Here is a 24,235-nt window from a genome sequence, read left to right as displayed (position 1 = left end):
AGCAAGGGAACTTGCAAGAACTACCCCAGCTATGCCGCGTTCAGCGGAGGGGGCAAGTGGATAAAAATCAACATTAATGCCTGTATCCCAGACACACCAAATAAATCCTGCATGATGTATTCTGATGCTACCGGGCAAACGGTGATCAGGTGTAACCCGCTCACGCGCAAATCGGCAACTGCCGAAGGCCGTGCCAGACAGCTTGCAGGAAGCAAATACCCCTAATTCCACGCTGGGGCGCTACCCAGCCGTAGGGGAATGGCCTCTTAGAACATCGTAGGCTGTGAGCTTCGGCGGTCACGCCGGTCGCCTTCAATGGCATCCCTAATGAAGCGAGCAGACTTAGCGGTTGCCGTGCGGCACTCGCCGGGCCCAAGGCTATTCTCTTCTTCAATCCGCTCCGACGACAGAGCTTCTGACGCCATAGTAAAAATCAACTCTTTCGTGGTCATCGCGTCCCGAAGACTGGATTTTTCAGGCACGCCCTTTGCAGCCTTCATCTGCTTTGCCGTTTTGCCGAACAAGGTTGTGTAAGTTGCGTTTGTGCAAGCCGCGAAGTCGGTAGGTACTGTAACGCCGTGACCAGCCAACATGGCGGTGTAGTCATTCCGAGCGCTTCTTGCCAAAGCGCGCTTTGCGGCCCACTCGTTGGCGGCAGAGCCGGACTTCTGAAGAATCTCGTCGGCAAGGGTCGCATCGCCCTGCTTGGCACGAAGGAAAGTTTCTCTGACCTCGACGGCCAGCTTGGGGCTGAGATACTCGGCAAAAGCCAGTGCAAGTATCGGATGGGCGTATGTGCCGCCGTTCGGCCCTGTCTTTGAGCGCCAAATCAGAGACGTTTTGAATTGGTGGGATTTTCCCACTAATTTCTCATGCAGTTCTGTCGCGATCGCCATCCACTGGGGAAGGCGCTGGAAATCTGCAGGTCGCTGATTTTTTGAATATCCAGCGGCGGAATGGATATCCGTCACGCAAACGAAACCGTCCGCATCTTCGCGAATTAAGCGCCCACGTACCGTGATCTGGAATGCACTGTCCTTGTTCATTGGCATTAGCCTTTCCGCCGCTAACGGCTCGAATCGAGATGACCCCGATTGTACGGCGGATTACCCAGCGGCAACAAGCGATCGCGTTCTGCTAATGTTCCATCTCTGTGGTTGTGGGGATAAAGGGTGCCCGCACGGCCTATTTGGAGCGGTCGGCCAACCCCTTCTTAGGCTTCGGCAGTTCCTTGTCGTCCTTCGGTTGGGCCGACTTCACTACCTTTTTCAACACGCGGTCAAAGGCTTCCTCTGACTGGTCGGTTTCCAGTTCGCGCGCGGCCTCTTTGAATTTCTGCAATTGACTTTGCTTTTTAGTTGCCATTGTTTTGCCTTTCCTTCGGAGGGCAGCATGGAAGACGCTGAAGCGATACAAAAGCTCAAGCCATTTTTGGATAGTAACCCAAAATCGGAAGTGAAGAAAACATCGCTCACGGGCGAGGAAATCTTAGCGGTTTCCAATCCATGGGGCGACCCAGCGATGATAATAGCCTTGGATGATGATCAAGACGATACAATTGCGATACTAAATAAGATCATATTCCCCGAGAGGCTTTCAGCTATCTTTCATGTTGATAGCAAGAGGCTAGAAGTCCTTTGGACCGCCTATGCCTTGAGCAACAATAATAAGGAGGTTTTTGGCCGTTCCTTTGAATTCCACTACAATAACAAGACGCACAAATGTCACTTTGCAAAAGCGAGCGATGAACTCATCGCGTTATCCGCATTCATTAAACCCGTTGGCCCAACTGAAAATGGCTATCGAAACACGCTCTCTTTCATCAACTATGCCTTCGCTCTGGGCATTGACGAGGAGCCCGATAAAAGATTTGAGGTCCCAGCCTGCTTTTACATTGAAGACATCGACTATTCTGAAGACAGAATAATCGAGTTTCTCAACTGTTTGAACTTTTATATGTCTTACTATGACGCCCTCACCCCTCGGGTAATCATCCATCCGCCGCAATTGCCGAAGGCGCCTAGCGAAGTTGGAACCCGGTATCGTTATGAAAAGTTTCCCACCGTAATCTCTGCCCACCCGTTGGATTCCGAGCTACTCCAGTTCTGGGGCGCTACGGAGAATCCAGAGCCGGCCAGGAAATTTCTCTACGCTTACCGAATTATCGAGCATTCCGCTTTTTTCTTCGTGGAAAGCGCTCCCAAAATAGCAGTTCGAAAAGCGCTTATGATGCCCCACGCCCTTGATGATATTAGCGGTACGGCTGACCGCGTACTGGCAGCTGTCAGGTCTTCAACCATAAATGAATACCAGCGCTTTGAATCCGTCATGGCTAAAGCTGTGGACCCTCAGATCCTTTGGAAATTCCTGGAGGTCAACGTTGAAATGTTCTCGAAGAACGAGACGTTTGACGGGGGCTTTGAGATCGGTCCGTTGATCGCAGGGCTTCAGAGCAAGGACGATTTTATGAACAATGGAGTGCGGAATATCTGCAACTCGGCTCGCAAAATCCGGAATGCCCTTGCACACGGTCGGGAAGACAAGAACGCTACGGTTATTCTCCCAACTAGGTCCAATTATGAGAAACTTCGCCCTTGGTCCAACCTGATCGTTCGGGCGGCCGGGGAAATTATTCTATACGAGCACGCTTAGCAGGAATTTGGTTTCATTTTGTTAACCTATTTGCAAAGGGTTTTCTTGTATGTCATAATTTGCGCGACTATTTAGAGGGGAACGTAGTTCCCCCTCCGAAGGGCTTAACGGAGAACACGCCAATGACTATCGGTGGTTGAAGAGACCCGCCCCCAAAGGGCGGGTTTTCTCGTTTTAACGGCGTCTCCGTTTTTGAAGGGTTCTCCCTTCTAGAGCGGCAGCTTTAACTGCACCGGTTTCCGGTAATGATCCTTCTTGGCATCAAAAAGCTTGTCGGTAGGTAAGGCGCTTGCCCTTAGCGCCCTTCAAGGCAATGAGTGAGCGAACGTTGTCCTCGATGCCCATGGCCGAACGGTTGGAATAGCGGAAATCGAACTCTGCCAAATAGCGGTGCAGATGGTGTTCGGCGCAATGCTGGTAAACGCCTTTCATGCCGCGCTTGAAGATCGAATAGAAACCTTCGACGGTATCGGTGTTGATGTTGATGCGCTCGCCAGCGCCGTTGGTTTCGATGCGGCCGTGTTCGTTGACGCCATGCTCGACGCGGCTATGGGAAGCGAACTCGCCGCCGACGCGCTTGTAGCCATGGGCTTCGTCGGTCATCGTGCCGTTTCCTTTGCGATGTTGGCGCGAACAATCGGGACCACCTTGGCAATCGACGTGCTGTCGATATGGAAGGAACGGGCTATGCCGCCACGCTCCACAAGCGTAAGCACGGTGTTCTTGTGAGCCGCGCCGGTCCTCTGCTTCGGAACGCCAGCAAGGCGGCCAATGTAGGTTTCGTCCACCTCAACGGACTTGCCGTTGCCGCCCATGGGCGTGAAGTCATCCGAGCGCATGGCCTCGCGAATGCGGTGCGACAGGAACCGAGCCGTCTTGTAGGTGCATTCCAGAACGCGGTGCAGCTGGTGCGAGGAAATGCTCTTCTTTGACGAGCACATGAGGTGGATGGCCTGCAACCACTTGTGCAGGGGCAAATGGCTTTCCTCGAAGATCGTGCCCATGCGAACCGTGAACTGGCCACGGCAGGCGGCGCACTTGTAGAGGCCGTGACGTTCAACGCCGTGCGGGTTCTTCTTCGAAGGCTTGGAGCGAACGCCAGCCAGCTTGTAGTGCTTACCCATTGATCCGCAGTGATGGCAGACCGGACCCTGCGGCCACAGCATGCCCTCTACATGCTCAAATGCGGCGGCTTCATTATGGAAGTAGGGGCGGGACAGAACGGACATGGCGATAACTCCTTGGATTCGTTATCGCTCATCCCGTTTGGGTTTGTCAAATATATAATCGCCTACCAGACCAGGCGCTGCACGCCGTAGCGGCCGGTGAAGCGCGAACCTTGGCCGGATTTGTGCTCCGGCATGCGGCGGCCGAGATCGTTGGTGACGCCGATGTAGATCGTGCCGTGCTTCTGGCTCGCGGTCATGTAGGTATAGCCGGTCATGGCTGAAGGGTAGCTGGCACAGTTGCGGATACAAGCGCCGTTCTGAGCCGCTGTATTCTTCGGCTGACGTCACGGCATGGATCCCAGGGTCTCCGCGACGTCGCTTCGCTCCTGCTCCGCCCTGGGATGACGAAGACGTGGTGGCTTATCGCTAATCGCAACCCTGGAGATTGGCAGCCCGATCGGCAGGCTCCCATCCACAGCCCTTTCAGGCTCTGTCAAAGAACCAAAACCTCTGTGCAGAGGAACTAGTCCTCGACCGGTTCGGGCGGATGGGCATCGCGGCCCTTGCCGAAGGTATAGCCGGTTTCCACCGCCCTGCGGCCGAACTTGCCGCGCAGCGTGTCGATGGCGCCTTCGGCCATGGCGCGCTTGCGTGACTGGACGTCGACCAGGTCGGGCGGGTCCGCCCGGTCATCGTCGGAGAGATCGCTGACGCCAATGCCGAGCAGCCGGTATTTCGTGCCATCCGCTTCCTTGCGCAGCAGCTCGAGCCCGGTCTGAAAGAGGCGGTCGGCCAGCCGGGTTGGATCGCCGAGCTGGCGATTGCGCGTGCGGATCTTGAAATCCTGGGTCTTCAGCTTGAGGACGACGGTGCGTCCGGCAATGCCGGATTTCTTCAGCCGGGCCGAGACTTTTTCCGACAGCGCCCTCAGCACCGAAACCAGTTCGTCGACGGAGGCGATGTCGGTATCGAAAGTGGTTTCCGCCGAGACGCTTTTCGCGTCCTGGTCGGGAACGACGCGACGGTCGTCCTCGCCGCGCGAAAGCCGGTAGAGCCGGTCGCCCATGACGCCGTAGCGGCGCATCAGATCGCCACGTTCCATGCGCTGCAACTGGCCGATGGTGCGGATGCCGTCGCGCTCGAGCGTGGCGGCAAAGGCCTTGCCGACCCCCCAGATCAGCGTCACCGGCTGCTCGGCCAGGAAGCCGATAGCCTCGGCCTCGCCGATCACCGAAAAGCCGCGCGGCTTGCGGAAGTCCGACGCCACCTTGGCCAGGAACTTGCAGTAGGAAAGGCCGGCCGAAACGGTGATGCCGATCTCCTTTTCCACGCCGAGTGCGAAGCGCGCCAGCACCACCGCAGGCGGCAGGCCATGCAGGCGCTCGGTGCCGGCGAGGTCGAGAAAGGCCTCGTCGATCGAGAGCGGCTCGACCAGCGGCGTCAGCGCATGCATCATGGCGCGCACCTCGCGGCCGACGCGCACGTATTTTTCCATGTCCGGCGGCAGGACCACCGCTTCCGGGCAGGCTTCGAGCGCCTTGAACATCGGCATTGCCGAGCGCACGCCGTGGATGCGGGCAATGTAGCATGCGGTGGAGACGACGCCGCGCTTGCCGCCGCCGATGATCAATGGCCGGTCCTTCAACGCCGGGTTGTCGCGCTTTTCGACCGCCGCGTAGAAGGCGTCGCAATCGATATGGGCAAGGCGCAGCCGGTAGAGCTCCGGATGGCGGGCGAGCCGTGGACTGCCGCAGCGCTCGCAACGGCGTGCCTCGCTGCGCTGAAAACTCAGGCAGTCGCGGCAAAAACCGTGTTCGGGATTGTTGACAGGGGCCGCCATCGCTGCGAACATAAAGAGAACAAATGCAATGGTACGTCAGGACGGATGCCACGACAAGGCGGTGGGCCGGGAGAGAGCTCATGAATACGACCATAGCGCCGCTAGTGCCCGAGCTTTGGGCGGATTTCGAAGATCTTTTCGGTAGGCAAGGCGCCTGCTACGGCTGCTGGTGCACACATTTCCGGCTGTCGCCCGCAGCGCGCCGCGCGAGCAACCGGGAGCGCAACAAGGACCACATCAAGGCGCGGATCGAGGCCGGGCCGCCGCCCGGCCTGCTGGCCTTCGAAGGTGGTCAGGCGATCGGCTGGATGCAGATCGGCCCGCGCGCCGACGTGCCCGAATGGAACAACCAGGGCAGGGGGTCGGCGCCGATCGACCCCGCCGACGCCAGCGATCCGGGCGTCTGGGCGATCTCCTGCTTCTTCATCCGCACCAAAGCACGCGGCAAGGGCCTGTCGCACCGCCTGGTCCAAGGCGGCATCGACTTCGCGCGCGCGAACGGCGCGCGGCTGATCGAGGCCTGCCCGATCGATCTATCGAAGGATTCGCGCTCGATCGGGCTGTTCGTCGGCTCGTCGCGGGTCTTCGAGAAGGCCGGGTTCCAGCGGTTGGTCGAACGTAAGCCAGGCCGACCGCTGGTGCGGCTGGTGCTTTAGCCGGATGCGCTTTTGGCCTACAGTCGGCGTCTTGCCGCTGTAACGCTGTTTCACTAATACAAGCAATGATTTGGCCCGAGACAACGGAGAATCGACGTGAAGCGTGTATTGCCACTTGTTCTCGCCGTCGCGTTTAGCGCGCCCGCTTTCGCCCAGACCGTCGACAGCCAAGGCGCGAAGAAGCTTACCGATGATCTGGCACATTATTTCGGCAGGCAGGGTTTCGATATCGGGCTGGTGAAAATCACTGCCGACGGCGATGCGTACAAACTCGCCGTCGATTTCAAGCCGCTCGTCGCTTTGCTGTCGAAACAGGATTCCTTCAAGTTCGACGTCACGCCTTACGACATGCGGGTCAAGCCGCGCCAGGACGGGCAGTGGGACGTGTCGGCGGATACGTCGCTGACCGGATCGTTCGATTTCAAGGGGCCTCAAGGGCCGCAGCACATCGACTTTTCGGTGTCGAACAACAAGTTCACCGGTGTGTATGATCCGGCCCTGGTGGCCTTCGTCAGCGCCACGGGGTCAATGGACGCTATGACGATGAAAACCCGGGAGCCGAAGCAAGAGGCCGATGTCTCTGCCGGTGCCGGCACCGCCACGCTAAATTCGACGAAATCGGCGAATGGCGGCATCGATTTCACTGTCGCGGAAAAGATCTTGAATTTTGCTGAAGTCCTCAAAATCAACGATCCCGAGCGAGGGTTGAATTTCCCGGTCACCCTCAATGCGCCGGAATTTTCGGTGCATGCAAACGGCAAGGGTGTTCGGACAAAGCCGTTGATGGATCTGCTTGCTTTTGCCGTCGCTAATGAAGACGAGGCGAAACTGAAAGTAAATCAGGCGGAACTTAAGTCACGTCTCCTTGCGGCGTTGCCTGTCTGGGAAAGAATCGACGGAACGTACGCCTTCAAGGATTTCGCAATTGAGAGCCCAGTCGGCAAGTGGGGTGCGAAGCAGTTGGATTTGGCTAGCGGCATGGATGGCGTCTCCCAGAACGGCAAGATCAACTATGGGATCAAGGCCTCCGGTCTGACGATCCCCCGGCATTTGCTGCCCGCCTGGACTGGTCCACTGGTGCCGACGGATATCGACCTCAACTTCGGCGGTGCCAATATCGATCTCGACACGATGGCGAAGAAGGCGATCGAAGCCTTTGATCTCAATAAGAATCCGCCGTTGCCGGGGGAATTCGGCAAGGCTTTGGTCGCCGATTTCAAGGCCAAGAAACCCAAAGTAATCCTCGGCCACTCGACCGTGAAGAATGGCGACGTCGAAGTCGCCATGGAAGGCGAGATGACTTTCCCGGGCGGCGAAAAGCCTGATGCGACCGTGACCGTCGCTGTGGCCGGCTACGACAGGATCGTCGATGCCTTGAAGGAAGGCGCCAAGAGCGATGAGCAGATGGCGCAGGCCTTCCCCTTTGCGCTGGCCGTCAAAGGTTTTGGCAAGACGCTGCCGGATGGCCGGCTGGAATGGGTGATCAACACCAAGGCCGATGGCTCCGTTGCGGTCAACGGCGCCATGCTGAAGGGGCCGGATGAAGTCCAGGACGACAGCGCCGGCCAGGATGACAACTCGGGCGATGATGGCGCGAATGGAACGGACAATTCGACCGGGGGCGAGGATTCGGACGGCGGCGACAATGGCGGGGCAGGACCGAAGCTGCAGCCCTGAGCGCTCCCACTAAAGCCCCAGAGCGCTCGCGATCTTCGGCGCGGCGTCGCGCCAGTCTTCGACGACGATGACGCCGTCCGGCGGCGGCGGCAGGAAAGCGCGCAGCGAATTGTCGGCCATCAGATGGAAGAGATACGCATCGGCGACCGAGTTCTGCACCGACACAAGATTGGACGGCTGATCGTCGACGAAAGCGACCGGGCGGCCCTTGTTGCCGCGCAATTTGGCCACCGCCGGTCCCTTGGCCATTTCGGTGGTCAAAAGCGGGTAGGGCAATCCGAGCGCGTCGAGATGCGCACGGCGCACCACGCGGTGCTTGTGCGGCATGGCGGTTAGCAGAACGATCTCGGCGCTGTCGCTAAGCGCTGCAAGAGCATCCTCGGCACCGTCGGTGATGCTTTGCCAATCGGCCTGGGCGTCAAAGAATTCCCCCAGAAGTGCCGTAACCTCGGGCTGTTCGATCAAACGGCCGCTCGCCGTTTCGGTGATGTTGCCGGTGAGGCGGAAGGAAGCCAGCGTCAGGCCGAAGCCGCGCGATTTGAGGAAATGCGGAAACGGCCGGATGAATTCGAGCACGACGTCGTCGACGTCGAGCACCAGCAGCGGCCGGTCGTCGTCGGCCAGCTCCTCGATCTGCCGCGCCGTCTCGGGATCGTCGCTCATACCGAATGCTCATGATTGTCGTCGCCGAGCGGCAGCGCCCGCAATGCCTTGCCGACTGCGGCCGGCGGCGTCCCGGTCTCCTCGGAAAAACGCATCAGCGTCGGCTCGTGGGCAAGGATGAACTGCAGCACGCCGGCCAGGAATCCAGGCTCGCCCGCCGCCCGGCGGATGGAATGGGCTTCGATGCCGGTGATCGCCAGGAAGCGGGGCAGAAGTTCCGGATCGGCGGCGACGAAGCCCAACGCCTTTACGGCAATGGTTTCCGCTTCCTCGCGCATTGACGCTGCGTTTGCCATCGCTACCTTCCTTCATGGGCGGAATCGTTCTGTTTTCGCAGTAGTGGCAAGTGTCGCCGGCAGCAAGCTCGCCCACCTGGAATCCGAACGCTTTTAGGGCGGCCGGTTTGCGTTTCGTCAATCATATTGCCGTATAGTGGGAACAGGTTTGGTGCGTGCCGACAAGGGGGCGCATGACGGCACCCTTCGAGTGGAAGGTCAGCCGGGACGGGAAATCGATGCCAAAGAAGGTTATGATCGTCGAAGACAACGAGCTCAACATGAAGCTCTTTCGCGACCTCATCGAAGCGAGCGGCTACGAGACGGTGCGCACACGCAACGGCCTGGAAGCGCTGGATCTGGCGCGGCAGCACAGGCCGGACCTCATCCTGATGGACATCCAGCTGCCGGAAGTGTCGGGCCTCGAGGTCACCAAATGGCTGAAGGAGGACGATGATCTCCACGTCATCCCGGTCATCGCCGTCACCGCCTTCGCGATGAAGGGGGACGAGGAGCGCATTCGCCAGGGCGGCTGCGAGGCATATATCTCCAAGCCGATCTCGGTGCCGCGTTTCATCGAAACCATCAAATCCTACCTGGGCGATGCCTGATGTATCTTTCCAGCCGAGCCGGAGCTTTGTGAAATGACCGCGCGGATCCTCGTCGTCGACGACATCCCAGCAAATGTCAGGCTGCTGGAGGTTCGGCTGCTCGCCGAATATTTCGAGGTCCTGACCGCCACCAACGGGCCGGACGCGATCGAGATCTGCGAGAACGGCAAGGTCGACGTCGTGCTGCTCGACGTGATGATGCCCGACATGGACGGGTTCGAGGTCTGCCGGCGGCTGAAGGGCGACCCGGCGACATCGCACATCCCTGTCGTGATGATCACCGCGCTCGACCAGGTTTCGGACCGGGTGCGCGGCCTCGAGGCCGGCGCCGACGATTTTTTGACCAAGCCGGTCAACGATCTGCAGTTGATGACGCGCGTCAAGAGCCTGGTCAGGCTGAAATCGCTGACCGACGAGCTGCGGCTGCGCGCCTCGACGACACGCAATATCGGCATCGAGGAGCTTTTGAGCCGCAACTTCGCTGCCGACGATGCGGTGCCGAAGGTGCTGCTGGTCGACGAGCGCAAATCCTCGTTCGAGCGCATCCAGAAGATGCTGCGCGGCAGTGCCGATCTCGACGTCGCCAACGATCCGCATGCCGGCTTCTTCCAGGCCGCCGAGCAGCCGTATGAATGCGTGATGATCTCGACGGCCTTCGCCGATTTCGACCCGCTGAGGCTCTGCTCGCAATTGCGCTCGCTCGATCGCACCCGTTTCCTGCCGATCATCCTTCTGGCGGACGAGGGCGAGGAGGGGCGTATCATCCGCGGCCTCGAACTCGGCATCAATGATTATCTGATGCGGCCGATCGACCAGCAGGAGCTGACCGCGCGGCTGCGTACGCAGGTGCGCCGCAAGCGCTACAACGACCAGCTTCGCGCCAGCGTCACCCAGACCATCGAGATGGCGGTGACCGATGCCCTGACCGGCCTGCACAACCGGCGCTATCTCGACAGCCATCTGCAGACGCTGTTCGACCGCGCCGTGGCACGGCGCCGGCCGCTGTCGGTGATGATCACCGATCTGGACCGCTTCAAGAGCATCAACGACGCGCATGGCCATGACGGCGGCGACGACGTGCTGCGCGAATTTGCGCGGCGGCTGCGCAAGAATGTGCGCGGCATCGACCTGGCCTGCCGCTTTGGCGGCGAGGAGTTCGTCGTGGTGATGCCGGACACCGACGGCGCGGTGGCCGAAAAGGTCGCCGAGCGCATTCGCGCCGAAATCGCCCAGCTGCCGTTTCCCGTCGGCGCCGAAGGCAAAGCCGTCGAAGTCACCGTCAGCGTCGGCGTGTCGTCGGTGCTGAAGGGGGTGGACACGGTCTCCGCGCTGATGAAACGCGCCGACCTTGCGCTCTACGAAGCCAAGAGCGGCGGCCGCAATCGCGTCGTCGCCAAGGCGGCTTAGCATCGAACACCAATTGCCGGGTCAACGCGACAAGGTTACGAATTTACCTTAATCCAAGCGATTTGCGAGGCTTGGTTAAGAAACGGTTGATTTCCATAAGTTGTTGCGCAAATGTGCAGCCCTTAGACGTAACCGGCACGAGGCTGGATCGCCGGTTCGACCCGAAGAATACCCCATGATGCTCAGGTCCGCCGCATCTCCTGGGTCCGTGGGGTCGGCCGGCCGGCGCTGGCACATAGTGGCCTCCTCGTACCGCTGCCAAACGCCGGCCGGCCCCCAATTTTCAAAACACATCAGGAGTCTACGCCAAGACCTGGAAAACGCTTGGTTTTTGTTGCGGCAGCGACAGCGCCCTTTGAAATAGCCGGCTGGGCAGGGCGTATGCGCCCGCAGTCGGTTGACAGGGCCGGTCTTCTATGCAGAAATTGGTTGGACCATTGAGCCATTGGTGACCCGTTGGCATGACCGAATTCGGCCTTTCCCCCATACAGGCAACTGCTCGCGACGACGCGGTGCTCAAGGCGCTGGCCGGCTTTGTGATGCGGGAAGCCCTCGGGCCCGGCCAGAGACTGCCGACCGAACGCATCCTCGCCGAGCGCCTCAAGGTGAGCCGCAACACCGTGCGCGAGGCGTTGACGCGCTGGGAAGGGCTCGGCCTGGTCGAACGGCGGCAAGGCAGCGGCACCTATCTCAAGGGAGTGGTCTCGCTGGACATGCTGCACATGCCGCTGACGCTGGCCGGCGGCAATGATTTCACCAGCCTGATGCAGACGCTGGAAATCCGCCGGGCACTGGAAGCGGAAGCCGCCGCCCTGTGCGCCGTCCGCGCGGGCCAGGCAGATCTCGTCGAGATCGGGCGCAAGCTCGACATTATGGAGCAGGCCTTCCACACCCGCGCCGGGATGTCGGCGGAGGAGGACTGGGAATTCCACCAGTCGATCTACCGCAGTTCCGGCAATCCGCTGTTCGAGCAGATCATCGCCGCCATGCACGAACTGTTCCATCGTTTCTGGGAGCATCCGCTCGGCGTTCGTGATTTCGGCCACGCCAGCTTTCCTTACCACCGCACCATCTACGAACGCATTGCCGCGCACGATCCGGAGGGGGCCCGGGCCGAGGCGCTCAAGCTGATCGCCACCGTCGAGGACGATCTGAAGCGCGGCGCGGCCAAACTCGAACTTTCAGGCCAGAAATGAGCGATCATCCCGCCGGTTTCGAAAACGACTATCTCGCCGAGGCAGCGACGCTTCTCGCCCATGACGAGCCTTTCCCCGGCGGCGCGGTGGTCCCGCCGATCTACCAGACTTCGCTCTTCACCTTCGCCAACTATTCCGAGATGGCCGACACATTCGCCGGCAGGCGACGTCAGCCGATCTATTCGCGCGGCGACAACCCGACGGTCATGGAGTTCGAGGCGCGTGTCGCCGCTCTCGAAGGCGCGGAGGCCGCGCGCGGCTTTTCCAGCGGCATGGCGGCGATCAGCGCCACGGTGCTTGCTTTCGTCGGTGCCGGTGAGCGCATGGTTGTCGTGCGCAATTGCTACGGCGATGCCTACCGGCTGTTCGAACGGCTTTTGCCACGGCTCAACATCAAGGTCGACTACGTCGACGGTTCCGATCCGGACGCGGTCGCGGCAGCACTTCCCGGCGCCAAGCTGCTCTACCTGGAAAGCCCGACGTCGATGATGTTCGAGCTCCAGGACATAACCCAGCTGGCGCGGCTGGCCAAAGAGCAGGGCATCATCACCTCGATCGACAATTCCTGGGCGACGCCGGTGTTCCAGAAGCCGATTTCGCACGGTGTCGACCTGGTGCTGCATTCGGCCTCGAAATATCTCGGCGGCCACAGCGACACCGTCGCCGGTGTGGTGGCCGGTTCGGCCGCCCACATCCGACATATCAACGAGCAGACCTATTCCTATCTCGGCGGCAAACTTTCGCCTTTCGAGGCCTGGCTGTTGCTGCGTGGCCTGCGCACATTGCCGCTGCGGTTGCCGCACCACATGAAGAGCGGGCTGACCATCGCCGAACGGCTGAAAGCGCATGACCATGTCGAGCGGGTCAACCACCCGGCCTATTCCAACCATCCAGGCAAGGCGACGCTTGCCGGCTATGCCGGGCTGTTCTCGTTCGAAGTGACGGAAGACATCGACATCCCGGCCTTCGTCGATGCGCTGAAACTCTTTCGCATCGGCGTCAGCTGGGGCGGCCATGAGAGCCTGGTCGTTCCGGCAAAGGCCTCGCTCGAGCAGACGCCGGGCCTGAATTCGATGGCGCGCTTCGGCGTCAGCCCACGAACCATCCGCTTCAGTGTCGGATTGGAAAGTGTCGAAGACCTGTGGGCGGATGTTGCCCAGGCCTTCGACAGAGCAAAAAGATAAAGGAGCCGTTCAAAATGGGAGTGCTGAACATGAAAAAACTGAGCATCCTTCTTGGTGCCGTCGGGGGTTTGGCGATTTCCGCCGGCAGCGTGCTGGCCGATTCCACGGTCAAGATGGTCGAGGTCATCACCAGCCCGCCGCGTACCGAATTCCTCAAGAAGCAGATCGCCGAATTCGAGGCGGCCAATCCGGGTGTCAAGGTCGAGCTGGTATCGCTGCCCTGGGGCCAGGCGTTCGAGAAGTTCCTCACCATGGTGCAGGCCGGCGACACGCCCGACATCGTCGAGATGCCGGAGCGCTGGATGGGCCTCTATGCGACCAACGGCCAGCTCGAGGATCTCGGGCCATACATGGCAAAATGGGACGATGCCAAAACGCTGGGCGAGCGTGCCAAGCAGTTCGGCTCGACGGTCGATAACAAGCAGTACATGATCCCTTACGGCTATTACCTGAACGCGCTGTTCTGGAACAAGAAGCTGTTCAAGGAGGCCGGCCTGGACGGTCCGCCGGCGACGCTCGATGAATTCGTCGAAGACTCCAAAAAAATCTCGGCGATGCCGGGCAAATATGGCTACTGCCTGCGCGGCGGCCCGGGCGCCTTCAACGGCATGCATATGTTCATGAACATCGCCGCTGGCAAGGGCGGCTATTTCAACGAGGACGGCACCTCGACCATCAACGAGGAAGGCTCGGTCAAGGGCCTGCAGATGCTCGCCGACATGTACAAGAACGGCCTGGCGCCGAAAGATGCGGTGAGCTGGGGTTTTAACGAGACCGTCACCGGCTTCTACAGCGGCACCTGCGCCATGCTGAACCAGGATCCCGACGCGCTGCTCGGCATCGCCGACAAGATGAGCGCCGACGATTTCGCCGTGGCGCCGATGCCGGTCGGGCCGAGCGGCAAGTCCTATCCGACGCTCGGTTATGCCGGCTGGGCGATGTTCGCCAATTCCCAGCACAAGGACGATGCATGGAAGCTGATGGCGACGCTGTTGTCGCCCAAGGACAATCTGGAATGGGCAAAGGAAGTCGGCGTCATTCCAATCCACAACGGCGCCGACCAGGACGCCCACTTCAGGACCGAGCAGTTCAAAGGCTGGTTCGAGGAACTGAACAACGGCGACAAATACGAGATGGTGACACCTCCGACGCATTTGGAAAATCTGGGCAATTTCGTCGACCAGGTGGCGATCAAGAATTTTCAGGAAGTGCTGCTTGGCCAGAAAGCGGCCAAGGACGTGGCTGACGAATGGGCCAAGTTCCTGACCAAAGAACAGCAGGACTGGCTGGCCAAGAACAAGAAATAGCTCTTCTTCCTTCTCCCGTTCACGGGCAGGGCAATCGCATTTGGATTCTTACGAAGATGGACCCCCACCCTAACCCTCCCCACAAGGGGGAGGGAACGCTGCCGCCCGCCCTTACTTCCCCTTTTGGCGCCGAAAGGCAGGCAATTTGCCGAGGTCAGCGCCAACGAAAGTCTCCCTCCCCCTTGTGGGGAGGGGCTAGGGGTGGGGGTACGTCGTAGAGCGAAAGCCTCGGCTTTCCATCTGCGATAGCCCTGCGTTCACGGGGAGGGGGTGTCACGAAGTGACGGATGAGGGCGGCGCCAACCCGTCGTGGCCCGTGTTGCCTCTCATCTGCCTGCCCGTCCTCCGCAGCAGCTGCGCTGCAGCTGCGGAGGGTGGACCGGCATCTCCCCGTAAACGGGGAAGGCGCTGTCGCCAGCCCGTGCTTACCCAGGAGACGATCCAGTACCAATGACCTATGCCGTGTCCGAAATCCGATCCGCCGGCAGGCCGCGAAAGAAGCGGCTATCCCATGCCGTGATCGAGCCTTGGCTCTATCTCAGCCCGGCGATCGCGCTGCTGGTCGTCGTGCTCCTGGTGCCGCTGGTTATCGGTGTCGGCTACTCGTTCCGCAAATTCTCCGCTTTCAAATCCGAATATGTCGGGCTTGGGCAGTATCAGGCGATGCTGTCGGATCCTGTGCTCGGGCAGGCGCTCGTCAACACGCTATGGTGGACGGCAGCCAGCCTGTTCTTCCAATTTTTCCTTGGACTTGGCCTGGCGCTGCTGCTCGACACGCCGTTCCGGGGCAGAAAGATCGTGCAGGCCGTGGTGTTCCTGCCTTGGGCGGTACCGTCCTTCCTCTCGGGCCTGACCTGGGCCTGGCTGTTCAACCCGATCATCGGGCCGCTGCCGCATTGGCTCTACGCCTTGGGGCTGAAAGCCGAGCCAACCAACGTGCTCTCCGATCCCTCGACAGCCATGTGGGGGCCGATCGTCGCCAATGTCTGGTTCGGCATTCCCTTTTTTGCCATCACCCTTTTGGCGGCGTTGAAGTCGATCCCGTCAGAACTGCATGAGGCGGCGGCGATCGACGGCGCCTCGCCGTGGCAGCGCTTCACCAAGGTGACGCTGCCGTTCCTGGCGCCGACCATCGTCATTACCGTCATGCTGCGCACGATATGGATCGCCACATTCGCCGACCTGATCTTCGTCATGACCGAAGGCGGGCCTGCCGGTTCGACCGCCACAGTGCCGGTCTATATCTATGTCAGCGCGTTCAAGTCGCTGGACAAAGGCTATGCCTCCGCAGTGGCGGTCCTGCTGCTTGTGCTGCTCATCGTCTACGCGGTTGCGCTTATCGGCATCCGCCGTTCGCTGGTGAGGCACGTCTGATGATTGCCGGACGCTCCGCTTCCTCGCGCGTCCTCGGCGGTATCGGCCTTTACGGCGCCATCGCCGCCTATATGGCCTTCGCGTTGTTCCCGATCTTCTGGACGCTGAAGATCTCGGTTACACCGGAGCGGCTGCTCTATTCCGAAGGCATCACTTTCTGGCCGTCGCAAGCGACGCTGCAGAACTTCGTCACCGTGCTCGAAGCCACCGATTTCCCGCGCTACTTCCTGAACAGCGTTATCGTTTCGGTGTCGACGGCAGCCTTCGTAACGGTCATTGCCACGCTGGCCGGCTACGCCATGTCGCGATTTTCCTTCCGCGGCAAGGCGACCCTGGCCATCCTGCTTTTGCTCACCCAGACTTTTCCGCTGGTGATGGTCATTCCGCCGATCTACCGCATTATGGGGCAGATCGGCCTCATCAACAGCCTGACCGGCCTCGTCATCATCTACACCGCGTTCAATACGGCCTTTGCGACCTTCCTGATGCAATCTTTCTTCGACGGCATCCCGAGAGACCTGGAAGAGGCAGCGATGATCGACGGCTGCACGCGCCTGCAGGCGATGCGCAAGGTGATCGTGCCGCTGACGCTACCCGGCATGGGCGCGACGCTCGGCTTCGTCTTTACCGCCGCCTGGAGCGAGTTGCTGTTTGCGCTGATGCTGATTTCCAGCGACGACCAGAAGACCTTCGCGGTCGGCCTGCTCACCTATATCGGCAAATTCGCGGTCGACTGGGGACAGATGATGGCGGCTTCCATCCTGGCGCTGATCCCGGTCTGCGTCTTCTTTGCCTTCCTGCAACGCTACCTCGTCACCGGCCTTACCGCCGGCGCCGTCAAGGGATAGATCGATGGCCTCCGTTACACTCGACAAAGTCCGCAAAGACTATGGAGCGGTGCGCGTTCTGCACGCAGTCGATCTCGAAATCGCCGACGGCGAGTTCGTCGTTCTGGTCGGTCCGTCCGGCTGCGGGAAGTCGACACTGCTGCGTATGATCGCCGGGCTGGAGGAGGTCTCCGACGGCGAAATCCATATTGGTGAGCGCCTGGTCAACGATATTGCGCCAAAGGACCGCGACATTGCCATGGTATTCCAGTCCTACGCGCTCTATCCGCACATGGACGTGTCGAAGAACATGGGCTTCAGCTGATGCTGAGAAAGGCCGGGAAGCCGGCGATCGATGCAAGGGTGGACAGTGCCGCCAAGCGGCTCGGGCTCGATGCGCTTCTGCAGCGCCTGCCTCGGCAATTGTCCGGCGGCCAGCGTCAGCGCGTCGCCATGGGCCGTGCCATCGTACGCGACCCGAAGGTCTTTCTCTTCGACGAGCCGCTTTCGAACCTCGATGCCAAGCTGCGCGTTCACATGCGTGCCGAGATCAAGGCGCTGCACCAGCAATTGAAGACCACTTCAGTCTATGTCACCCACGACCAGACCGAAGCGATGACAATGGCCGACCGCATCGTCGTCATGCATGACGGCCTCGTCCAGCAGGTCGGTGTGCCGCTCGATCTGTACGACCGGCCGGTCAACATGTTCGTCGCCGGGTTCATCGGCTCGCCCGGCATGAATTTTCTGTCTGCCGTGGTTGAAAAGGGCGCCAAGCCGGATGCCATCCTGGCCGACGGCCAGAAGCTGAGGCTGCCGGACGGCCTGCCGCTCAGGGATGGCGATGCGATCACCGTCGGCTTGCGGCCCGAGCATATCCGGCTCGCCGACAATGGCGCGCTGAAGGGCGAGGTGGGTGTCGTGGAGCCGCTCGGCCTGTCCACCCAGTTCTATGCCAGGCTTGCCGGCCAGCAGGTCTGCGTGTTTGCCATGGGCCGGGCCAGCGTGAAGCCGGGTGAGGCCGTGCGCCTGTCGGCTGATCCGGCATCGCTCCATCTGTTCGATCCGGCAAGCGGCGATCGCATCGGCTAGCCCTGTATCCCCGAAATGAAAAACGCCGCCCGGAAGGCGGCGTTTCGGTACTGCGAGAGAAAACCCGATTACTTGATCTTGGTTTCCTTGAATTCGACGTGCTTCTTGGCGACCGGGTCGTATTTGCGGAACGACAGCTTGTCCGTCTTGGTGCGGCTGTTTTTGCTGGTCACGTAGAAGAAACCGGTGTCGGCGGTCGACAGAAGCTTGATTTTGATGTTTGCGGCTTTGGCCATGATGTTCGTCCGTTGAATGTTCGTGGAGTTTTGGCCGCTGGAGCACGGGAAACACCCGGACGCGGGAAACTTGCCGCGACACATAAAGAACGCGCCCGGAAAGTCAACCCTTGTCCAGGTTCTGTGTCGTAAGCAGATGAGTTGTCCGGATTAGGTAGCACATGAGTTGTCCGGGTTTATGCCAGCCGATGGAGGCTGGGGACGAAGCGGACATTGAGTGCTACCAAAACCCGACAAGTTGATTGGGTGCCGACAGCCGCGGGAGGCTCCTGTGTGCCTCCGGCCGTCCTCTGGGTGGCGTCTCAGTTTGAATGCTGGCTATGAATATCGAGCGATGGACGGCTGATCGATCACCCAAAGCCAGTTCCCGTCACCTTGCCGGCGAGCGATTTCCGCAGTAACGGTGCCGTCGGCAAGGCGCGTGGAAGTGAGCGCCAAATCCCTGTTGATGATAGCCGGACGCTGATCTCCGAGATCAAACTTTCGTCCCGCTGCCACCAACTTGGCGTAAAATCGGCGGATGGCATCTCTGCCGCAGGCCAACTGTCCGTTGCCGGTATCGAGGATGGCACCGGGTTCGTAAAGAGCAGCCATTCCTTCCGCGTCTCCCGCTTGCTCGCGAGAAACCAATAGCCGCGCCAGGTCCTGGGGATCGCTTGCCGGTTTGCGGTTTGCTTCATCATTCATCGGCAGGCTTCCTGACAGCCAGATTCAAACCGAGATACGACCAGGTTCCGGTCACTCCGCCGCGACGGTTTCCGGTTGTAACGCCTTCTTCCAGTCTCCCGTCGTGTTCCACCAGCGGTTCGGGTTGGTGCGGTCGTCGAGACCCTTGGAGCGGCTGGCAAGCAGTGGCTGAATGCGGATCACCGGTTCCTGATAGCTGTGAACCTGATAAATCGCTTCGACGACGCGTGCGGCGAGCTTCTGGTCATCAGGCAGTTCGAACGACACCTCGACAGTCCCCGACCGCCTGCGCAATTCCGTCTCGGCGCCGGCGGCGGCACCTTCAAGCGGCCGGTAACGTTCGATGCCGTCCGCCGACTGAAAGGCATTGCTGTCATATTTGCCCATTTCGAGCGGCGCGATCGCGACCACCGCCTCCATGATGCGGTCGACATCGGCTGCCGGTGCCTGAAAGGTCACCAGCAGCAGCAGTTCCATCCGCAGCGATTTCGTTTCAAAGCCACTATCGATCATCCGAGGTCTCCCTGCTTATGCACTTTGGGGGAGCATATACTCGAGCCCTCCTGACATGGTTGTGTCAGTAGTTGGTCAGCAGTGGGAGCGATGTCGGCAGCTGGGCCGACTCAGAGGATTTTGCGGAGCAGCCTGGTGCCGACCAGCACGATATAGCAGGCGAAGAACAGGCCGAGCGCCCAACCGAAGCCCGACGGCCCGAAAGCGTCCATGCCGATGCCGATCGCCTGCGGGCCAAGCACCATGCCGACGCCGTAGCAGAGCACGAAGGCGGCGTTGGCGGAGGCCAATTCGTGGCCGGAAAGCTGCGAACCGAGATGCGCCAGGCCGATTGTGTACATGGCAGCGACCACACCGCCCCAGACGAACAGAAGCGCTGCCATCAAATGCCAGTTCTGCGCGAAGTACGGCATGAAGACCGTGCCGGCAAGCCCGACGGTGGCACAGGCCATCAGCAGATAGCGACGGTCGCTTACGCGGTCGCTGATCATGCCGATCGGGATCTGTAACAGCACGTTGCCAAGCCCGATCATGGTGAGCAAAAGGGCGGCGTCCGCCTCTGAGTAGCCGATGCGGCTACCGTAGACCGGGAACAGTGCAAAGCCGCCGGTCTCGACCGCGCCGAACACCAGCACGGCGGCGGTCGCCGTCGGCACCAGCCAGATGAAACGCAGGAAATTGCTGGTTTCGCCGTCCGAGACGATCGTCGGGCTCTCGTTGCGTGCCGCCAGGACCGGTATGGCAGCGAGCGTAACCAAGGCGATGGTAACGCCGAAGGGCAGGAAGCCACTGCTGCCGAGATGGGCGAACAGCCAAGGCCCGGCGGCAAAGCCGAGAGACAGCACGGTGGCATAGATGCCGAGGACCAGTCCGCGCCGGTGTGGCGGCGCCGAGGTGCTGATCCAGAATTCCGACAGGATGAACAGCACCGTCAGCGCGATATGCAGCAGCACGCGCAGCGGAAACCACATCCAGAAAGCTGGCGCGAAATGGAAACCGACAAAGGCCAGCGCCCCGGCGGCGATCATGGCAAGCATCGTCCAGGCGACCCCGAACCGCATGGCAAGCGGGGTGGCGAGCGGCGCGCCGGCGATAGAGGCGAGGCCGGCGACCGCGGTGTTGAGACCGATCATCGACGCGGAATGGCCACGCGTTTCCAGGATCACGCTGAGCAGCGGCATGCCAAGGCCGATGGCAATGCCGACGACGCTGATCGACGAGATCGCCGCGACCATCGGCAGCCAGTGTACGCGTTCCTTGCCCTGCGGCTGGGTATCGACTGTCATGGAATGCCTGGCTGCTCTAGAGAATTTCGCGGACGAAGCGATTGCGGACAAGCCGGTAGAACGGCACGGGACTGCCGGGGCTCAGCAGCGGATCCCAGGCGAGCCGCGTTTCCAGTTCCTCCAGGACCGTGCGCGTGATGTCTGGAATATCGGCTTGCCTGGCCTTGGCCAGCGGCAGCCAAACGACGTCCTCCAACTCGTTGGTCGGACCGCCACCCGGCAGTTCAACGGCGACATCGTCGCGCCATGCGGCGAGAAAGCGCGTATCGAAGCGGCGCACCCGGTTGGGCGGGGTGATGGCGCGTGCGACGAAGCGCAGCGCTTGCAGTGATGGGATGACGCCGTGTTCGACAAAGCCCTGCCAGTCGCGCCTGGCGGTTGCGAACACGCCTTTTTGACCGATCAGCAGGCCGGCCTCCTCATAGGTTTCGCGGATTGCCGACAAGGCAATGGCGCGGGCGCGAGCCGGGCTGGTGCGACCGATGCCAGCGGTCAATCTCGCTTCTTCCTCGGGATCAAGTGCGGTGGCTGTCGAGATGCGGCTGTCGGCCGGATCGGTGCGGCCGCCGGGAAACACGAATTTTCCCGGCATGAAGGCATGACCGGCGTGGCGGCGGCCCATCAGCACCAGGAATTCGTCGCCTTTGCGGTCGAGCAGGATCAGCGTCGCGGCGTCGCGCGGGCGTATAGGCTTGGCCTCGAGCGCGATCCGCTCAACCTTGTCGACTTCCGCCTTGGTCATAACGTCCATGCGGTCGACCTAGCGGAATCTTCTCCGATGCGAAAGTGGCGTCCAGCCATGGCGATTGCGCCAGCCTCGGTTTCAAGCCTCGGGATGCGACTCGATCAGATCTTCTTCACCGCCAAAGCCGTGCATATAAAACGCCCATTGCAGGCCGATGACAGCGCCCTTGACCGGCTGCAGCAGGACGACGGCCAGAATGATGGTCAATGGCACCCAGATGGCGATGTGCTGCCAGGTAGACAGCGTCGAGGTCGCCTCGACACCCATGAAGGCCCCGAGCACGATGTGGCCGACAATGACGACCACGAGATAGGCCGGCAGGTCGTCGGCGCGATGGTGGTGGAGCTCCTCGCCGCAATGATCGCATTTGTCGACGGTCTTGACGAAGGCGCGAAACAGCTTGCCCTCGCCGCAATGCGGGCAGCGGCCGAGCATGCCGCGCTTCATTGCCGTCCATAGCGGCCGGGCGGTCCGGCCCGAGTGATGTTCGCCACCGAAAATCCGTTCTTCCACCTGCAGTTCTGTTGGCATTACCGTCTCCTGCCGCGCGAGCCTGGACGCGATTGCGACGCCCGGGCGCGGCCTTTGGCCTTGTGGAACGACCGTTTGGAGCCGGGCAGCGGCTTTGGCTCGGTCAGCATCTCGAAACGCATCGCGCCGGCCATCGGCGCCACCTCGATCAGGCGAACCTCGACGCGATCAGCAAGCTGATAGCCCTTGCCGGTGCGTTCTCCGAAAAGCGATCGAGCAGTTTCGTCGTATATATAGTAGTCGCCGCCCAGGGTTGAAACCGGAATGAAGCCATCCGCGCCGTACTGCGGCAATTGGACAAACAGGCCCGATTTGGTGACGCCCGAGATGCGGGCGTCGAAACGGTCGTCGATGCGCTCGGCGAGATAGGCGGCGATCAGCCGGTCGACCGTGTCGCGCTCGGCGGCCATCGCGCGCCGCTCGGTCGCCGAAATCAGCGCCGAGACCTCTTCTAGCCGCTCCGCCTCGTCCTGCGTCAGGCCCCCCGGACCAAGGCCGAGTGCGGCAATCAGCCCACGATGCACGATCAGGTCGGCATAGCGACGGATCGGCGAGGTGAAATGCGCGTAGCGCTTCAGGTTGAGGCCGAAATGGCCTATATTGGCGGGCGAATATTCGGCCTGGCTCTGCGAGCGCAGCACCACTTCGTTGACCAGCCCCTCATTATCGGCGCCGCGCACGCGAGCGAGGATGCCGTTGAACTGGTTCGGCAGCATTTGCGCGCCGCGCGCCAGCGACAGGCCGAGCGTCTGCAGGAATTCACGCAGCGATTCCTGCTTGGCGAGCGAGGGCGCATCGTGGATGCGGTAGACCAGCGCCTGGCGCTTCGCCTCGAGTGTCTCGGCGGCGGCGACATTGGCCTGGATCATGAACTCTTCGATCAGTTTGTGCGCGTCGAGCCGCTCCGGCACGACGACCTTGTCGACGGTGCCGTCCTGCTTGAGCAGGATCTTGCGCTCGGGCAGATCGAGTTCGAGCGGCTGGCGGGTGTCGCGGCCGCGCTTCAGGATCGCGTAGGCGTCCCATAGCGGCTTCAGCACCGTATCGAGGATCGGGCCAGTCGTGTCGTCCGGTGCGCCGTCGATCGCCGCTTGCGCCTGCTGATAGGCGAGTTTCGCCGCCGACTTCATCATGACGCGATGGAAGGAATGTCTGAGTTTGTGGCCATCGGCCGAGAAAGTCATACGCACCGCTATCGCCGGACGATCCTGGCCCTCGCGCAGTGAACAGAGGTCGTTCGAGATGCGCTCCGGCAGCATCGGTACGACTCGGTCGGGAAAATAGACCGAATTGCCGCGCTTCAGCGCTTCGCGATCGAGCGCCGTGCCATAGCGCACGTATGCAGCGACATCGGCAATGGCGACGGTGACAATCACGCCGCCGGCGTTCTTCTCGTCGGTGTCAGGCATGGCGAACACCGCGTCGTCATGATCCTTGGCATCGGCCGGATCGATGGTGAGCAGCGGCAGCTCGCGCCAATCCTCGCGGCCGGCAAGCGTCGCCGGCTTGACCGCCTCCGCTTGGGCGATGACGTCGGCGGGGAAAATATGCGGAATGTCGTGTGCGTGGATGGCGATCATCGAGACCGCCTTTTCGCTGGTCAGCGACCCCAACACCGCCAGAACCTTGGCTCGCGGCAGCCCGTAGCGCGAGGCCCGTGCCGGCTCGACCTCGACCAGGTCGCCGTTCTTGGCGCCGTTCTGGAATTCCTTGTCGACGACCAGCTCCGGCTGACGCCTTTCCACCGGTTCGATGCGGAACGTGCCGTCCTTCAGCACACGGAAAACGCCGAGAACCGCATCGGTGCGCTTCTCGAATATCTTCATCACCCGGCCCGTATAGGCCGGACCCGCCGGATCGTCGGTCGGAAAGGTCTTGGCCAGCACGCGGTCGCCGATGCCCGGCGTCGGGCCATTGCCGCCGCGCGACACGCGGATCGCTATGACCGGAGGTTCGCCATTGCCAATCGCTTCGGTCGGGTGCGCCAGCAGCACACCGTCGGCGTCACGGCCGAAGATGTCGAGCACCGCGACGTGGGGCAGGGCGCCGACACGGGCAAGCCGCTTGCGCTCCTTGGTCAGCAGGCCTTCATCCTGCAGGTCGCGCAAGACGTCCTTCAGCCAGATACGGTCTTCGCCGCGCAGCGCAAACGCCTTGGCGATGTCGCGTTTTCCGGCGCGGTCCGGATTTTCGGCGATGTAACGCAGTATCTCGTCGCGTGAAGGCCGGTAATTGTCCCTGACCTTGGCACGGGTATCGGCGGTGCGCAGATCGCCGTGGCTTCTTCCGGAGACTTTGCGCGCCAAC

23 protein-coding genes and 2 pseudogenes are annotated in these 24,235 nt (G+C 61.1%); 11 read left to right on the top strand and 14 right to left on the bottom strand.

Annotated features, from left to right (window positions below; all coding sequences use genetic code 11):
- Positions 1-266: 266 nt before the first annotated feature.
- Together NKI08_RS01095 and NKI08_RS01090 are read right to left on the bottom strand one after the other, a co-directional pair.
- Positions 267-1,046 (bottom strand): KilA-N domain-containing protein, encoded by a 780-nt coding sequence (locus NKI08_RS01095; protein ID WP_352766731.1) that lies wholly within the window; start codon positions 1,044-1,046, stop codon positions 267-269.
- Positions 1,047-1,185: 139 nt separating this feature from the next.
- The gene (locus NKI08_RS01090; RefSeq protein WP_352647964.1) at positions 1,186-1,365 is read right to left on the bottom strand and encodes a hypothetical protein; all 180 of its coding nucleotides are present in this window, start codon (positions 1,363-1,365) and stop codon (positions 1,186-1,188) included.
- A 27-nt stretch (positions 1,366-1,392) separates the two neighbouring features.
- On the opposite strand from NKI08_RS01090, the gene NKI08_RS01085 reads away from it, so the two are divergent.
- Complete coding sequence (locus tag NKI08_RS01085; RefSeq protein ID WP_352766729.1) at positions 1,393-2,652, top strand: hypothetical protein; 1,260 nt, start codon at positions 1,393-1,395, stop codon at positions 2,650-2,652.
- Positions 2,653-2,913: 261 nt separating this feature from the next.
- Here the strand turns inward: NKI08_RS01085 and NKI08_RS01080 are convergent.
- The 3 genes and pseudogenes from NKI08_RS01080 to NKI08_RS01070 form a co-directional block, all read right to left on the bottom strand.
- A pseudogene (locus NKI08_RS01080) lies at positions 2,914-3,881 on the bottom strand (IS1595 family transposase).
- Positions 3,882-3,943: 62 nt separating this feature from the next.
- The gene (locus tag NKI08_RS01075; RefSeq protein ID WP_502893712.1) at positions 3,944-4,096 is read right to left on the bottom strand and encodes a GIY-YIG nuclease family protein; all 153 of its coding nucleotides are present in this window, start codon (positions 4,094-4,096) and stop codon (positions 3,944-3,946) included.
- A gap of 248 nt (positions 4,097-4,344) precedes the next feature.
- Entirely contained in the window at positions 4,345-5,673 is a 1,329-nt protein-coding gene (locus tag NKI08_RS01070) for a DNA polymerase IV (RefSeq protein ID WP_352766727.1), read from the bottom strand.
- Between the two features lie 68 nt (positions 5,674-5,741).
- On the opposite strand from NKI08_RS01070, the gene NKI08_RS01065 reads away from it, so the two are divergent.
- Both NKI08_RS01065 and NKI08_RS01060 read left to right on the top strand, forming a co-directional pair.
- A complete protein-coding gene (locus tag NKI08_RS01065; RefSeq protein WP_352766725.1) occupies positions 5,742-6,317 on the top strand; it encodes a GNAT family N-acetyltransferase in 576 nt (191 codons plus the stop codon).
- A 348-nt stretch (positions 6,318-6,665) separates the two neighbouring features.
- Positions 6,666-7,994 carry a hypothetical protein gene (locus NKI08_RS01060; RefSeq protein WP_352766723.1) on the top strand — a complete coding sequence of 443 codons (1,329 nt, stop codon included), beginning with the start codon at positions 6,666-6,668 and terminating at the stop codon, positions 7,992-7,994.
- Positions 7,995-8,003: 9 nt separating this feature from the next.
- Here NKI08_RS01060 and NKI08_RS01055 read toward each other — a convergent pair whose 3' ends face one another.
- Positions 8,004-8,657 (bottom strand): hypothetical protein, encoded by a 654-nt coding sequence (locus NKI08_RS01055; protein WP_352766721.1) that lies wholly within the window; start codon positions 8,655-8,657, stop codon positions 8,004-8,006.
- Entirely contained in the window at positions 8,654-8,953 is a 300-nt protein-coding gene (locus NKI08_RS01050) for a DUF3572 domain-containing protein (protein WP_352502452.1), read from the bottom strand. The genes NKI08_RS01055 and NKI08_RS01050 overlap by 4 nt, the downstream gene beginning before the upstream one ends.
- A gap of 218 nt (positions 8,954-9,171) precedes the next feature.
- Here NKI08_RS01050 and NKI08_RS01045 point away from each other — a divergent pair, with 218 nt between their 5' ends.
- From NKI08_RS01045 to NKI08_RS01010, 8 genes and pseudogenes are all read left to right on the top strand, one after another.
- Entirely contained in the window at positions 9,172-9,543 is a 372-nt protein-coding gene (locus NKI08_RS01045) for a response regulator (protein WP_006334976.1), read from the top strand.
- A gap of 33 nt (positions 9,544-9,576) precedes the next feature.
- A complete protein-coding gene (locus tag NKI08_RS01040) occupies positions 9,577-10,950 on the top strand; it encodes a PleD family two-component system response regulator (protein WP_352448689.1) in 1,374 nt (457 codons plus the stop codon).
- Positions 10,951-11,411: 461 nt separating this feature from the next.
- Entirely contained in the window at positions 11,412-12,146 is a 735-nt protein-coding gene (locus NKI08_RS01035; protein WP_023679986.1) for a FadR/GntR family transcriptional regulator, read from the top strand.
- Positions 12,143-13,330 (top strand): PLP-dependent transferase, encoded by a 1,188-nt coding sequence (locus tag NKI08_RS01030; protein ID WP_352766719.1) that lies wholly within the window; start codon positions 12,143-12,145, stop codon positions 13,328-13,330. Before NKI08_RS01035 ends, NKI08_RS01030 begins: the two co-directional genes overlap by 4 nt.
- Before the next feature lie 29 nt (positions 13,331-13,359).
- On the top strand, positions 13,360-14,637 hold the full coding sequence (locus tag NKI08_RS01025; protein ID WP_352766717.1) for an ABC transporter substrate-binding protein: 1,278 nt from the start codon (positions 13,360-13,362) through the stop codon (positions 14,635-14,637).
- Between the two features lie 450 nt (positions 14,638-15,087).
- Entirely contained in the window at positions 15,088-16,011 is a 924-nt protein-coding gene (locus NKI08_RS01020) for a carbohydrate ABC transporter permease (RefSeq protein ID WP_352613811.1), read from the top strand.
- Positions 16,011-16,859 (top strand): carbohydrate ABC transporter permease, encoded by an 849-nt coding sequence (locus NKI08_RS01015; RefSeq protein WP_352502457.1) that lies wholly within the window; start codon positions 16,011-16,013, stop codon positions 16,857-16,859. Before NKI08_RS01020 ends, NKI08_RS01015 begins: the two co-directional genes overlap by 1 nt.
- Positions 16,860-16,863: 4 nt before the next feature.
- Positions 16,864-17,930 (top strand): annotated as a pseudogene (locus NKI08_RS01010) (ABC transporter ATP-binding protein).
- Positions 17,931-17,998: 68 nt separating this feature from the next.
- Here NKI08_RS01010 and rpmG read toward each other — a convergent pair.
- From rpmG to rnr, 7 genes are all read right to left on the bottom strand, one after another.
- A complete protein-coding gene (rpmG, locus tag NKI08_RS01005) occupies positions 17,999-18,166 on the bottom strand; it encodes a 50S ribosomal protein L33 (RefSeq protein ID WP_006201775.1) in 168 nt (55 codons plus the stop codon).
- Positions 18,167-18,484: 318 nt separating this feature from the next.
- Positions 18,485-18,853, bottom strand: coding sequence for a YybH family protein (locus NKI08_RS01000; RefSeq protein ID WP_352471772.1), 369 nt, complete (start codon positions 18,851-18,853; stop codon positions 18,485-18,487).
- 51 nt (positions 18,854-18,904) lie between these two features.
- On the bottom strand, positions 18,905-19,366 hold the full coding sequence (locus NKI08_RS00995) for a YqfO family protein (protein WP_352471771.1): 462 nt from the start codon (positions 19,364-19,366) through the stop codon (positions 18,905-18,907).
- Positions 19,367-19,476: 110 nt separating this feature from the next.
- Positions 19,477-20,652 (bottom strand): MFS transporter, encoded by a 1,176-nt coding sequence (locus NKI08_RS00990; protein ID WP_352766714.1) that lies wholly within the window; start codon positions 20,650-20,652, stop codon positions 19,477-19,479.
- 16 nt (positions 20,653-20,668) lie between these two features.
- Positions 20,669-21,403, bottom strand: coding sequence for an NUDIX hydrolase (locus NKI08_RS00985; protein WP_352766712.1), 735 nt, complete (start codon positions 21,401-21,403; stop codon positions 20,669-20,671).
- Positions 21,404-21,475: 72 nt separating this feature from the next.
- Entirely contained in the window at positions 21,476-21,928 is a 453-nt protein-coding gene (locus tag NKI08_RS00980) for a DUF983 domain-containing protein (RefSeq protein WP_023679976.1), read from the bottom strand.
- Positions 21,928-24,234 (bottom strand): ribonuclease R, encoded by a 2,307-nt coding sequence (gene rnr / locus NKI08_RS00975; RefSeq protein ID WP_502898793.1) that lies wholly within the window; start codon positions 24,232-24,234, stop codon positions 21,928-21,930. The genes NKI08_RS00980 and rnr overlap by 1 nt, the downstream gene beginning before the upstream one ends.
- Between the last annotated feature and the right edge of the window lies 1 nt (position 24,235).

The organism is Mesorhizobium sp. M0768 (assembly GCF_040320195.1).
GTDB lineage: Bacteria > Pseudomonadota > Alphaproteobacteria > Rhizobiales > Rhizobiaceae > Mesorhizobium.
Note: the sequence above shows the minus strand (reverse complement) of the source record. Positions and strands in the feature narration are given on the sequence as shown.